Source organism: uncultured Shewanella sp., assembly GCF_947501665.1.
Lineage (GTDB): Bacteria > Pseudomonadota > Gammaproteobacteria > Enterobacterales > Shewanellaceae > Shewanella.
In genome coordinates this window covers 93567-106286 of the sequence record NZ_CANMWS010000015.1, presented here as the reverse complement: position 1 = coordinate 106286, position 12720 = coordinate 93567, and the positions used below count along the sequence as shown (strand labels likewise).

14 protein-coding genes are annotated in these 12720 nt (G+C 40.5%); 3 read left to right on the top strand and 11 right to left on the bottom strand.

Translation table 11 applies throughout. The features are described 5' to 3' along the window. The first annotated feature begins 194 nt into the window (after positions 1-194). The gene (locus Q0976_RS13130) at positions 195-830 is read left to right on the top strand and encodes a DUF2057 domain-containing protein (protein ID WP_299494278.1); all 636 of its coding nucleotides are present in this window, start codon (positions 195-197) and stop codon (positions 828-830) included. 389 nt (positions 831-1219) lie between these two features. Here the strand turns inward: Q0976_RS13130 and Q0976_RS13125 are convergent, their stop codons facing one another. Together Q0976_RS13125 and rlmA are read right to left on the bottom strand one after the other, a co-directional pair. After that, positions 1220-1426 carry a cold-shock protein gene (locus Q0976_RS13125; protein WP_299494277.1) on the bottom strand — a complete coding sequence of 69 codons (207 nt, stop codon included), beginning with the start codon at positions 1424-1426 and terminating at the stop codon, positions 1220-1222. Positions 1427-1829: 403 nt separating this feature from the next. Continuing rightward, the gene (gene rlmA, locus Q0976_RS13120) at positions 1830-2654 is read right to left on the bottom strand and encodes a 23S rRNA (guanine(745)-N(1))-methyltransferase (RefSeq protein WP_299494275.1); all 825 of its coding nucleotides are present in this window, start codon (positions 2652-2654) and stop codon (positions 1830-1832) included. Positions 2655-2978: 324 nt separating this feature from the next. Here rlmA and sbcB point away from each other — a divergent pair, with 324 nt between their 5' ends. Beyond that, entirely contained in the window at positions 2979-4391 is a 1413-nt protein-coding gene (gene sbcB, locus Q0976_RS13115; RefSeq protein WP_299494273.1) for an exodeoxyribonuclease I, read from the top strand. Between the two features lie 94 nt (positions 4392-4485). Continuing rightward, positions 4486-5376 carry a cytidine deaminase gene (cdd, locus tag Q0976_RS13110; RefSeq protein WP_299494272.1) on the top strand — a complete coding sequence of 297 codons (891 nt, stop codon included), beginning with the start codon at positions 4486-4488 and terminating at the stop codon, positions 5374-5376. Between the two features lie 57 nt (positions 5377-5433). Here cdd and Q0976_RS13105 read toward each other — a convergent pair whose 3' ends face one another. The 9 genes from Q0976_RS13105 to yceD all read right to left on the bottom strand — a co-directional run bounded on the left by Q0976_RS13105 (position 5434) and on the right by yceD (position 12355). Next, positions 5434-5913, bottom strand: coding sequence for an acyl-CoA thioesterase (locus Q0976_RS13105; protein ID WP_299494270.1), 480 nt, complete (start codon positions 5911-5913; stop codon positions 5434-5436). 172 nt (positions 5914-6085) lie between these two features. Continuing rightward, a complete protein-coding gene (gene fabF, locus Q0976_RS13100; RefSeq protein ID WP_299494269.1) occupies positions 6086-7324 on the bottom strand; it encodes a beta-ketoacyl-ACP synthase II in 1239 nt (412 codons plus the stop codon). A gap of 192 nt (positions 7325-7516) precedes the next feature. Continuing rightward, on the bottom strand, positions 7517-7750 hold the full coding sequence (gene acpP / locus Q0976_RS13095; RefSeq protein ID WP_298769490.1) for an acyl carrier protein: 234 nt from the start codon (positions 7748-7750) through the stop codon (positions 7517-7519). A gap of 163 nt (positions 7751-7913) precedes the next feature. Next, on the bottom strand, positions 7914-8660 hold the full coding sequence (fabG, locus tag Q0976_RS13090) for a 3-oxoacyl-ACP reductase FabG (protein WP_299494268.1): 747 nt from the start codon (positions 8658-8660) through the stop codon (positions 7914-7916). A 9-nt stretch (positions 8661-8669) separates the two neighbouring features. Beyond that, positions 8670-9596, bottom strand: coding sequence for an ACP S-malonyltransferase (gene fabD, locus Q0976_RS13085; RefSeq protein WP_299494267.1), 927 nt, complete (start codon positions 9594-9596; stop codon positions 8670-8672). A gap of 32 nt (positions 9597-9628) precedes the next feature. Beyond that, positions 9629-10588 carry a beta-ketoacyl-ACP synthase III gene (locus tag Q0976_RS13080; protein ID WP_299494266.1) on the bottom strand — a complete coding sequence of 320 codons (960 nt, stop codon included), beginning with the start codon at positions 10586-10588 and terminating at the stop codon, positions 9629-9631. 10 nt (positions 10589-10598) lie between these two features. Beyond that, positions 10599-11627 (bottom strand): phosphate acyltransferase PlsX, encoded by a 1029-nt coding sequence (gene plsX, locus Q0976_RS13075; protein WP_299494265.1) that lies wholly within the window; start codon positions 11625-11627, stop codon positions 10599-10601. Positions 11628-11642: 15 nt separating this feature from the next. Next, positions 11643-11813 carry a 50S ribosomal protein L32 gene (gene rpmF, locus Q0976_RS13070; RefSeq protein WP_020913118.1) on the bottom strand — a complete coding sequence of 57 codons (171 nt, stop codon included), beginning with the start codon at positions 11811-11813 and terminating at the stop codon, positions 11643-11645. Positions 11814-11830: 17 nt separating this feature from the next. Next, positions 11831-12355 (bottom strand): 23S rRNA accumulation protein YceD, encoded by a 525-nt coding sequence (gene yceD / locus Q0976_RS13065; protein ID WP_299494264.1) that lies wholly within the window; start codon positions 12353-12355, stop codon positions 11831-11833. Positions 12356-12720 lie beyond the last annotated feature (365 nt).

Genomic DNA, 12720 nt, shown 5'->3' with positions numbered 1-12720 from the left:
TCAGCCCATAAATTCAACAAAAAAAACTTAAGGAAAACAAGTTACTAACCATTCTGGTACAATTGTGTTTTATCGTCTCTTTCCAAAGTAAAAAAGCAGGTAAAGTAGACATTTTTCCGTATTCAGGCTTGTTGACCGATGCTATGATAAATATTAACTTTTATTAAACTTTATAATCATCAATTGGATAAATTATGAAAAAAGTCCCTTTGTTTGCAGCTCTTATAACACTCAGTGTTGGTTTTCCAGTTTTAGCCAATATCTCTCTTAAAATGCCTTATAATTCAGATCTCATTTTAGTCAATGGAAAAGAAGCTTCAGGCAATGAAGAGTTAACATTACCCAATGGTGCCAATCAAATTGCTTTTCGATATCAAGGCAATTTTTATCAGCAAGATCAAGAAAGCTCATTTGACTCTGATATCATTATTATGAGCTTTAAAGGTTTCGATACCTCATATTCGCTTACCTTACCCAATTTACGCACCATGAATGCAGCGCAGCAATTTAATCATAAGCCTCAATTGACATTAACGGATAAAAAAGGCAATGCCGTTCCTTTTGAGCAAGGTAAGTTGATGAAAAAAGGCTTACAATTTGGCCGTGATTATGAAACTGAAATAGCCACTTATAATAACACTAATCAGCCTGCAGCACTGGGAGCACTCGCCATTGATACCCCGACAAACATGCCAGCTCAATCAAGGGGAACCAACGCTTCAACACCTACAAATAGCCAAGTCAATGTAGGACAAATGCTCGATTTTTGGTACAGTCAAGCCGATGAAGCGACTAAAGCCAGCTTTAAAAAGCGTATAGAAAACAAGTAAATACATCTACATCTTACCTAAAAGCCCCAGCTCCTCAACTGATTAGAAAACGCCCTTCTATAATGTTGAGGTCAAACAGTCGCGACCACCATGGATGGTACAAGTGTCTGTCAAAACTGAAGTCATTAACGATCTTGTTTACCGTATTTTTCATTCCCGCTAAATGATCACATATTGACTTAGGTTGATTTAAAACGACTGGAAAAATATGGCTGAATAAATTGCTCTTAGACGCGATGAAAATTGACATCATCTGCGATTAAAGAGAGTAATAGTATGAAAGAGGAAAAAACATAAAATGAGAAAAGAAAAAAGAGCCGTGTTAAACACAGCTCTTAGGAATCTTTGTCTACTTAGCTAAGAAAATTAGCTAGGTAAAATTTTCAAACTTAAACGACAGTAACGTTTTCAGCTTGAGGGCCTTTTTGGCCTTGAGTAACGGTGAAAGAAACTTTTTGACCTTCGTCAAGAGTTTTGAAACCGTCTGAGTTGATTGCACGGAAGTGTACAAAAACATCTGGGCCTGATTCTTGCTCGATGAATCCGAAACCTTTATCAGAGTTGAACCACTTAACGATACCAGTAGTTTGTGACATGGTATTAAATCCTGTATATATAAATTAAAGCCTTAACGGCGGTAACGCTGGAAAATGCCGGTTTACTTAATGTTGACAGGACGAACAGGTCGTATTGAAACACACATAAATAAGCCCAACTTTCAAGCTGAATTAACTATAACCTATTCACAGGATAAGTCAACAAACAATAAAACCATAAGAACAGATATTTTCACTTACATTTCGGTCAGTTGCTTCAAATTTCAACACAATTCTGTATAAAATAAAGTTCGCATACCGAGAGACTTATTAAAACAAAGAATACAAACAATGAGTTAAACTATTCAGTACCTATATGGATAGACTAGAATAAAATATTCAGTTTTTGATATAAAAAATAATACTACCTCAACCCCAGCAAAAAGTTCGCCTTTAACAGCGTTTAAATAGCTTTAAAAATCTCTATTTTAAAATCAAGTTGGCACATTAGCCCTTGATTGGCTAACCCCTGTTTTTGCTCATCCGTTAATTTCCACGCATAAGGTGTCATATTAAGGAAATGAGTAATATCCTGCTCATTATCCATTTCTAGTACCCACTCTAGTTGCTCATGATGAAGCAATTCAAAGCCTTGTATAGTACTTTTCTCCTGCGTGTGTAATGCTGGTTCATCGTATATTAATTGTTTAAGGGCGAAGTGATGCATAGGCCCGGCTGAAACCGTCAATAAAATCCCATCTTGCTTCATGGTTCGTCGTAACTCTTTATCGAGAGAAGGGGCATAGATCCGCAACATGAAATCAAAACTCTCATCAAAAAAAGGCATTTCAAAAGCACTTGCAACACAAAAATTAATATGAGAATAACGCTTTGAAGCAGATTTAAGTGCCGATTTAGAAATATCTAATCCATTTAATGAAAAAGGTGTATTTTTTGCTACTGATGTTTGCATCGCTTCAAACAAACGATGACTGTAATACCCCTCACCACAACCGATATCTAAACCCGATGTCTTATCAAGCGCAAACCTCTGTGCCAACTCGTTAACACGATCACTTAATCGTTGATAATAACCTTTATTGAGAAACTCTCTACGGGCAACAATCATAGGTTTATTATCCCCAGGATCTTTGGAGTTCTTTTTCTGTACAGGTAATAAGTTAACATAGCCCTCTTTCGCACAATCAAATACATGATTGTTTTGGCAGCGCCAACTCTTATCTTGCAGTACTAATGATTGACTGCATAAGGGACAACGGTATCTCATTTTGAGTCCTAGTTATTAGCAATAAGAAAATTCGCTGCATTTTATACTTAAGAAACCTGAGAATACAGCATCAATTCAAAATGGCGTTCTTTATACTCAGCCCCATAAAAACAAAGATAGCTATTTTCTATTAAGTCCATTTTTCCCATGCGATTCCCCTCCCTTAAAGCTGGCTTACCACAAAAACTAAGCCCGTTTACCAGCATCTAAACTCACATCGACTATTGTCTGCTGTCAATAGGAATTAATCTTGAGATTACCGCATCAATCTAATGTTTAATGTTATCATTACATTCATCAACTTATTACTGCAGCGACACATCCATGTCATCCACTATACAGCCCACTTTTTTCTGGCACGACTATGAAACTTTTGGTGCCAATCCCGCTAAAGATCGCCCTTCACAGTTTGCTGGTATTCGAACCGATATGGATTTGAATATTATCGGTGAACCCATTAATGTGTATTGCCAACAAGCCAAAGATTACCTTCCTTCACCCGAAGCCATCCTAATTACTGGGATCACACCTCAGCTTGCAAACTTAAAAGGTAAGCCTGAAGCAGAATTTATGGCACAAATTAATCAATTGTTTAGTCAATCACAGACTTGTGTCGTCGGGTATAACTCCTTGCGATTTGATGACGAAGTGACCCGTTATGGTTTATATCGCAATTTTTTTGATCCCTATGCACGAGAATGGCAGAACGGTAATTCGCGCTGGGATCTCATTGACTTAGTTCGTGCATGCTATGCATTCAGGCCCGAAGGGATTATTTGGCCTGAAAAAGAAGATGGCTCTCCCAGTTTTAAACTGGAAGCCCTGACACAAGCAAACAATTTAAGTCATGAGAAAGCACATGATGCCATGTCCGATGTGTACGCCACGATTGCCATCGCCAAATTAATCAAACAAGTCCAACCTAAACTCTTTGAATATTATTTTGGTCTAAGACGAAAACAAACAGTCAATCAATATATTGACGTACTAGAAATGAAACCACTTATTCATGTGAGTTCAAAAATTAGTGCTATTCATGGTTGCACCGCAATTATTGCTCCAGTTGCCTATCACAGCACCAATAAAAATGCCGTTATTTGTATTAACCTTAATATGGATATCAGTCCACTCATTGAGCTATCGATTGAAGAAATTAAAACCCGTATGTATACCAAACGGAGTGATTTAGCAGAAAATGAGCTACCGATAAGTGTCAAACAATTGCACATCAATAAATGCCCTTTTGTTGCGCCAGCAAAAACACTTACCGATGACAATGCGCAACGTTTGGCCATCGATAAAGCCTTTGCCAGAGAGCAATATAAGCGCCTGAAACAACATCCAGAGATCAGAGAGAAACTCGTTGCTTTATTTGAGTTACCCCATGAACACACCATCACAGATCCTGATCTTCAGCTATATAGTGGCGGTTTTTTCAGTAAAGCTGATAAAGAGAAAATGGATATCATCAGACATACTCAACCTAATAATCTTGCCGCATTAACATTAGATTTTGATGATGAAAGACTCGAAGAAATGCTATTTCGTTACCGTGGACGTAATTATCCAGAAACTCTTAGCCAAGACGAACAAGATAAGTGGCGCACATTTTGCCAAGATAGACTCAATGATCCTGCTTACATGATTAATTTAGAAAACCTCATTGAAGAAAGCACGAGTGATGAGCACAAACAAAAGCTACTCGCAGCCCTATGTCAATATCTTCAATCATTATGAAAGATGCTTAATATCGCCTAGAACCACTGCCCACTTTCTATTTTTCTGTGGTAGTATTAGCTGCCAATAAGAAAAATAGCAGTAGGAGTGGTTCATGCAAGATCGATTTATTGAACCCATTAACACATTACAACGTTCATTGGCTCAAGCTTTATCACCGTTATTAACCAATGATTTTTCAGGGCACATTAATGCTCAACAGCTGCAAGCGCTTGTTGATGCAACTCAATTAGATGAAGAAACATTACTCCTTCAATTGCTGCCTATTGCTGCAGCATTGTCAAAACCTACAATAAGTGAATTCTATGTTGGTGCCATTGCTAAAGGTGCCAGTGGTGATATTTATATGGGGGCCAATATTGAGCTTCAAGGTAAGGCTTTATTTCACTCTGTTCATGCAGAACAAAGTGCCATTAGTCATGCTTGGCTAAAAGGTGAAAAGCATATTACTGATATTATAGTCAATGCTTCCCCTTGTGGGCACTGCCGACAATTTATGAATGAACTGGTAAAAGGAGATGAAATCATCATTCACCTTCCCAAGCAAGCACCAAAGCCATTAACTCATTATTTGCCGTACGCATTTGGTCCCAGTGACCTCAATGTTAAACAGCCACTATTATCAGTACAAGAAAGCCCACATTCACTTGAGTCTGACGATCCCTTCGTACAAAGCGCACTTGAACATACCAATCAGAGCTACGCCCCGTATACTCATAATCATGCGGCCGTTATATTAGAAACCCTCGATGGCAAGCAATACAGCAGTCGATATGCTGAGAATGCAGCCTTTAATCCATCAATGCTGCCTATGCAAATGGCGCTGTCAGCAATGGTTCGTCACGGACAAGATTTCACTGATATCACACGGGCGATATTAGTTGAGTCATCCAAAGGTAAAGTGTCATTAATTGGCGCGACAACGGATGCCCTCAATGCAGTCAGCCATGTGCAATTGGAACATGTATTAGCCACACCCGCTTAAAAAGGCAGAATAGAAAAGGGTTATTATGCTAAATAATAACCCTTCTAATGATATCAATTAAAGCGCCGTATGTGATTCCATATGCTCCGTTAACTGCTTTCGTAATTCCATCAACTTTAATGCCGATTCTCTATCTCTGATTTCTTGTTTTGTTTTTGGCACCCATTCCGGTACGGGAGTCGGTAAACCAACATCATCAACAGCCACCATAATCAAAATACAATTCGTTGTTAAATGGCGCTCAGCACCTTTTGGATCGCCCGCTTGGACTTCAATGCTCAAATGCATAGATGTGCGTCCGGTATAACTTACCCTTGCACTGACTTCAACAATATTACCAACATAAATAGGCTTTAAAAAACGGATCCCCCCCGCGTAAGCAGTAATACAATATTTACCACTCCAACCCGCAGCGCAAGCATAACCCGCTAAATCAATCCATTTCATGACAGCCCCGCCATGCACTTTACCGCCAAAATTGACATCTGCAGGCTCAGCTAAAAACCGCAATGTTATCGCATTTTCTTGACCGGACATATTTCCCCTTTACAACCCTCACGTGGGTTTACTCAACCACATTCAACAAGTGTATGTCAAAACCTCCTGTTCCCCAAATTTAGCAGTGTTCCATTACATAAAAAAAGCGCTTCAAAGAGCGCTTTTAAAAACCATCAACTTCATTTCAATGGAAAAGGAAGGAAATGAATAACTAGATCTTTTTAAACAATAGTGAGCCATTGGTGCCACCAAAACCAAATGAATTACACAGGGCAAAATCAAACTGATGGTCCCTTGCTGTATGAGGCACAAAATCCAAATCACAGCCATCATCAGGATTGTCTAAATTGATTGTGGGTGGAATAACTTGATCTTTCAACGCTAATAGCGTCACAATCGCTTCTACTGCACCAGCCGCACCCAATAAATGCCCTGTCATTGATTTAGTCGAGCTCACCATCAAACGATAAGCATGATCCCCAAAAGTCGACTTCACCGCTGCCGCCTCGGCTTTATCACCTGCTGGAGTAGATGTACCATGAGCATTAATATAGCCAATTTGCTCTCGAGTCACTTTTGCATCATTCATGGCATTTACCATTGCAGCTGCCGCACCTTCACCGTCACTTGGGGGGGATGTCATATGAAACGCATCACCACTCATACCAAAACCGACAAGCTCACCATAAATGGTCGCCCCTCTTGCTTTAGCATGCTCATATTCTTCCATGACCATCACACCTGCGCCATCACCTATCACAAACCCATCTCTGTCTTTATCCCAGGGACGACTCGCTGCTTGTGGATCATCATTACGGGTTGATAATGCTTTTGCTGAGCCAAATCCACCGACGCCCAATGGGCAGGTGACATCTTCAGCTCCGCCCGCAAGCATAATATCAGCATCACCATAAGCAATGGTTCGCGCTGCAAAACCAATGTTATGTACGCCTGTAGTACAAGCAGTCGTAACAGCAAAGTTAGGGCCTTTCATACCATATTTGATCGATAAATGCCCTGCTATCATATTGATAATGGTACTAGGAACAAAAAAGGGAGAAATTTTTCTCGGACCACCTTTAGATAAAGCGGCAAAGTTTTGCTCTATTAATGGCATTCCCCCCATACCGGCACCAATAGCAGTGCCAACACGGCGAGGATCGAGTTTATCCATTTCAAGACCGGCATCCGTTACCGCTTGTATACCTGCGGCCATACCGTATTGAATAAATAAATCCATCTTACGTGCGTCTTTACGCGATAGATATTCCTCAACATCAAAGTCTTTTACAGAGCCACTAAAACGGGTTGAGTATTCACTCGCATCAAATTTAGTGATTGGCGCAATTCCACTTTTACCTGAAACTAACGCTTTCCAAGAAGAATCTACAGTATTACCTACAGGGCTAACTAAGCCTAAGCCAGTTATGACTACACGACGTTTAGACACGCTGTCACCTTCATCATTTTGTGGGAAAATTACAATAGTATAACGAATACATACTATTAATCTATATTGCCTAGAATGGCGGAAGCATTAAGAAATGGAAATGAGAATAAAATTGACTTGATGACCCATCACCATCATAGACAGAAACAAAAACAGGCGGCAAAAATGCCGCCTGTTTCCTAAGAATTCTAATTACTGATTCTTAGAAACATAGTCGATCGCTGCTTGTACAGTAGTGATCTTTTCAGCTTCCTCATCAGGGATCTCGGTATCAAACTCTTCTTCTAGCGCCATAACCAACTCAACAGTGTCTAGAGAATCTGCGCCCAAATCGTCAACGAAAGATGCTGCTGATTTAACTTCTTCTTCTTTAACGCCTAGTTGCTCAATGATGATTTTCTTTACACGTTCTTCGATGTTGCTCATTAGTTTTCTTTCCTATTCAAATTACGCTCGTGCGTAAGATTATGAGTATTTTATTGAAATTCGCTGACAATGCAAGCTTAACTTGTGTGGTCTAACCACAAATTTAGCCTAAAATGGATATAAAATACCACCAAAATTTTCAATAATTGTCTACTACTTGTTTTTATACCATGTACATGCCGCCATTCACATGGAGTGTTTCCCCTGTAATATAGGCTGCCGAATCCGACGCTAAAAAGAGAACAGCATCAGCAATTTCCTGTGGCTTTCCTAACCTCTCCATTGGCACTTGTGACATAATAGCTTGTTGTTGCTCTTCCGTCAGCTCATCCGTCATGTCAGTCTGAATAAAGCCAGGCGCAATAGCATTCACTGTTATGTGACGAGATGCAACCTCTCTTGCAAGTGATTTAGTAAATCCAATTAATCCAGCTTTAGCAGCCGCATAATTGGTTTGACCTGCATTCCCCATTGTACCAACAACAGAACCAATATTGATAATACGACCCGAACGTTTTTTCATCATCGGACGCATAACGGCTTTAGATGTTCTAAATAAAGACGTTAAGTTAGTATCAACAATATCTTGCCACTCATCATCCTTCATTCTCATTAACAAATTATCACGAGTGATACCCGCATTATTAACAAGAATATTAACTTCACCCACTTTGTCTTTGATAGTAGCAAAAAGTTCCGTGACAGACTGTGCATCCGTCACATTTAAGACTAAACCATGGCCTTTATCGCCTAAATACGCTTGAATAGCCTCAGCACCTCGTTCACTTGTGGCGGTGCCTATCACAACAGCGCCTGCTGAAACCAATGTTTCAGCTACTGCACGTCCAATACCACGACTGGCGCCTGTCACTAATGCAACTTGCCCCGATAAATCAAAATGAATACTCATTTAAATTCCTTATTCAGTCAATGCTGAGAAAGAAGCGACATCATTTATCGCTTGTGCTGAAATCGAACGATCAATACGTTTTGTTAATCCCGTAAGCACCTTGCCTGGTCCTATTTCAAACAAACGCTCAATCCCATCTTTTGCAAAGTGCTCAACAGTTTCAGTCCAACGAACAGGACAATAAAGCTGACGTACTAAGGCATCTTTGATCTCATCACTGTTACTCGATACCGTCACATCAACATTATTAATCACATCAATTGACGGCGTTTTAAACTCAATACTTGCTAATGCTTGTGCTAACTTATCAGCAGCTGGCTTCATTAATGCGCAATGCGAAGGTACACTGACAGCTAGCGGCATGGCTTTTTTAGCGCCTTTTTCTTTACATAATAATGCAGCGCGATCAACGGCGTCTTTTTCGCCAGCGATCACGACTTGCCCAGGACTATTAAAATTAACCGGACTGACAATTGCACCTTGTGAAGCTTCATCACATGCCTCACTGATCTTGTCATTATCTAACCCGATAATGGCATACATCGCGCCAGCACCCGCAGGCACCGCTTCTAACATTAATTGACCTCTAAGCTGTACTAACTTCACCGCATCGATAAAATCAATCACACCAGCACAAACTAAAGCAGAATACTCGCCCAAACTGTGTCCAGCTAAAATAGTGGGTCGCGAAATCTGAGCATGTGTATAAGCACGCCAAATAGCCACACTTGCTGTTAATAATGCAGGTTGCGTTTTATCTGTTTCATTCAAGGTTTCACTCGGACCTTGCTGAACAAGTGCCCATAAGTCATAACCTAAAACATCACTTGCTTCGCTGAAGGTTTGTTCAATAATCTGATGCTCTGTTGCCAGCTCAGCTAACATACCTACAGATTGAGAACCTTGGCCAGGAAACACAAAAGCCGTCTTTTCCATTATCTCTTCCTATATTAATTTGTGCTTTTTGGTTAAAAGCGGATTAACGCACTGCCCCAGGCAAAACCGCCACCAAATGCCTCAAGTAATAACATTTGACCACGTTGAATGCGTCCATCCCTGACCGCTTCATCTAATGCAATAGGCACTGAAGCCGCCGAAGTATTACCGTGTTTAGCTAACGTTAACACCACTTTATCAAGACTCATATCTAATTTTTTTGCTGTCGCCTTGATAATACGAAAGTTGGCCTGATGAGGCACAAGCCAATCAATATCCGACTTTTCAATATTATTTTGCTTCAGTGCTTCAATCACCACATGAGACAATTTTGTCACAGCCACTTTAAAGACATCATTGCCTTTCATTTGCATGTAATCACTGACATCATCAACAGACTGACCACGGGTTGGAATGGTCGACTTCAATAAATCACCTTGACGTCCATCCGCATAAATACTGGTCGATAAAATACCTGGGGTTTCTGATGCGCCTACAACTACAGCGCCTGCACCATCACCAAACAAAATAATGGTCGAACGATCATCGGGATCACACAAACGCGATAATACATCCGCACCAATGACTAATACTTTTTTTGCAGCACCAGATTTGACATATTGATCCGCCACAGAAAGTGCGTAAACAAAACCAGAACAGGCAGCGGCAATGTCAAAAGCAGGGATCGTATGCAAGCCTAATTTAGCTTGGATCTCACAGGCTGCAGCAGGAAATGCATGAGTCGCACTGGTTGTACCGCAAACGATCATGTCTAATTCGCTCGCCTCTATACCCGCCATTTCAATAGCTTTTAATGCGGCTTGATAACCCATCGTCGTCACTGATTCATCGACTGCGGCAATTCTTCTTTCAGAAATGCCAGTACGCTCAACAATCCACTGATCTGAAGTTTCAACCATATTTTCAAGATCTTGATTACTGCGTACTTGTACGGGCAAATAACTACCGGTACCGAGAATTTTTGTATGCATAAGGATTTTTTCAGCTTTTAGTGTCTAAAAGGATCGACTCGAGACGTTGTTCTATCATCTGAGGGAGTCGGCGTTGTGCTTCTGTCACAGCTAAATTAATCGCTCTAAGATGAGCTGCTTCATCTGCACTTCCATGACTTTTTATTACAATTGCGCGCAATCCTAACAGAGTTGCCCCATTATAGTGGTCGGGGTTCATTTTATTTAACACAGAACGGATCCGTGGTGCGATGAGTTTGGCGAGTAAGCGAACAAAAAAGCCTTGGGTTAATCCTTTTTTAAGCTGTTGAACTAATAAACGGGCAATACCTTCGGATGTTTTAAGGGTAATGTTGCCCACAAAACCATCACAAACAATCACATCCACGTCACCAGAATATAAATCATTACCTTCGATAAAGCCCACATAATTAATATGGGGTATTTTTTGTAGTAACTGAGCAGCCTTTTGTACTTGCTCATTTCCCTTTATTTCTTCAACCCCGACATTTAATAATGCCACTTTTGGCGATGATGTCTCATCAACCACTTCACTCAATACTGTGCCCATTAATGCAAACTGAACAAGCCCTTGTGCATCACAAGTCACATTGGCGCCCAAGTCTAATAGATACACGGGAGTTTGATTCACTGCGGGTAAACAGCTAACCAGTGCAGGCCTATGAATACCGGATAGGGTTTTCAATAACACTTTGGACATAGCCATTAACGCGCCAGTGTTTCCCGCACTTACGCAAGCGTCTGCCTCCCCTTCTCTAACCGCCTCCAACGCTAAACGCATGGAACTTTGTTTACGATGCCTTAAAGCAAACACAGGTTGATCAGACATAGCAACCGTTTCGGTAGTATGGCGAACAATAATCCGATTTAAAATGGAAGACGATATGTCTTGTAGCAGAGGGGTAATTTGCGCTTTATCACCGACGAGGATGACATTAAGAAAGGGATGAAGACGAAGTGCCTGCAAAGTAGCAGGCACTGTAATGCGAGGACCAAAATCGCCTCCCATTGCATCTAACGCAAGCGTCAGACTCGTCATAGGTTAATCAACAAATTACTTATTGATAACCTTTTGACCGCGGTAAAAACCATCCGCAGTCACGTTGTGACGACGGTGAAGTTCACCGCTGGTCGCATCGACTGATAATTGAGCTGTGCTCAAAGAATCATGTGAACGACGCATTCCACGCTTTGAACGTGACTTTTTATTCTGTTGTACTGCCATTGGCCCTGTCTCCTAGATTACTTGCTCTTCAGTTTTTCTAACACTGCAAACGGATTTGGACGCTCCTCTTGAGCGGGTTCTATCTCGCCTACCACAATATCTTTGCCACCAAGATGACAATTTTCATCATCATGCATTGCAATGAGGGGCATAGATACTATCAATTCATCTTCTATCAATTGATGCAGACGAACTTCGCCAATTTCATTGCACTCAATAGGCTCATACGCATCCGGGAGCTCATCGATTTCAGTTTCAGTCTTACAAAGGCCAAAACTAAATTCGACCGTAACCTCTGTAGTAAAAGGTGTCATGCAACGTTGACAATGCAGAGTGAGCTCCGTCACAGCCTTCCCTTTCAGGTAGACTATCCCCTGTATATCTTCACCACATTCAATCGACACTGCTACATCGGAACAGTCGCCGGCACATAATTCATTTAATCGCTTTAACTGCTTACCAGAAACAATGCCTTCATATGAAAGCTGGCTTGTGGCAGCGCGAACGGGATCAATTGAAACCGGTATCTTTACTGTTTGCATAAGGCGCGCATATTATAGTTTGAAATCCATAGAGTCAAAAGAAAAATAACATTCACTCATTAATTGAGTGCTTTTTACCTTTCATTCCACCCTAAAATTAAAATTGACTGATTATAAATTTTACCCAAGACTCCCCCTTTACTCAAGCTATTACGCTTAAAATAACTGCGGTTGGCGCTTTTTTCATTAAATTAAAGCAAAATTTAGTCTTTATTTGTATTCCACATCCATTAGGCACAATACAATGCCATTAAATATTGCCCTACTTCCCCCTTAAAGTAGTCTGATCAAAAAAGATAAAGTACATCTTACTTTATTAGCTTCTTCGATCCCTTGCACCATGAGTCATTTTTTAGCGACAATAG

What these genes read in the sequence shown, in the direction of transcription:
- rlmA (WP_299494275.1), bottom strand. Translation starts at nt 2,654, where the DNA reads ATGAGATACCGTTGTCCCTTATGCAGTCAATCATTAGTACTGCAAGAT.
- sbcB (WP_299494273.1), top strand. Translation starts at nt 2,979, where the DNA reads ATGTCATCCACTATACAGCCCACTTTTTTCTGGCACGACTATGAAACT.
- cdd (WP_299494272.1), top strand. Translation starts at nt 4,486, where the DNA reads ATGCAAGATCGATTTATTGAACCCATTAACACATTACAACGTTCATTG.
- fabG (WP_299494268.1), bottom strand. Translation starts at nt 8,660, where the DNA reads ATGAGTATTCATTTTGATTTATCGGGGCAAGTTGCATTAGTGACAGGC.
- yceD (WP_299494264.1), bottom strand. Translation starts at nt 12,355, where the DNA reads ATGCAAACAGTAAAGATACCGGTTTCAATTGATCCCGTTCGCGCTGCC.
- plsX (WP_299494265.1), bottom strand. Translation starts at nt 11,627, where the DNA reads ATGACGAGTCTGACGCTTGCGTTAGATGCAATGGGAGGCGATTTTGGT.
- Q0976_RS13130 (WP_299494278.1), top strand. Translation starts at nt 195, where the DNA reads ATGAAAAAAGTCCCTTTGTTTGCAGCTCTTATAACACTCAGTGTTGGT.
- rpmF (WP_020913118.1), bottom strand. Translation starts at nt 11,813, where the DNA reads ATGGCAGTACAACAGAATAAAAAGTCACGTTCAAAGCGTGGAATGCGT.
- Q0976_RS13080 (WP_299494266.1), bottom strand. Translation starts at nt 10,588, where the DNA reads ATGCATACAAAAATTCTCGGTACCGGTAGTTATTTGCCCGTACAAGTA.
- Q0976_RS13105 (WP_299494270.1), bottom strand. Translation starts at nt 5,913, where the DNA reads ATGTCCGGTCAAGAAAATGCGATAACATTGCGGTTTTTAGCTGAGCCT.
- acpP (WP_298769490.1), bottom strand. Translation starts at nt 7,750, where the DNA reads ATGAGCAACATCGAAGAACGTGTAAAGAAAATCATCATTGAGCAACTA.
- Q0976_RS13125 (WP_299494277.1), bottom strand. Translation starts at nt 1,426, where the DNA reads ATGTCACAAACTACTGGTATCGTTAAGTGGTTCAACTCTGATAAAGGT.
- fabD (WP_299494267.1), bottom strand. Translation starts at nt 9,596, where the DNA reads ATGGAAAAGACGGCTTTTGTGTTTCCTGGCCAAGGTTCTCAATCTGTA.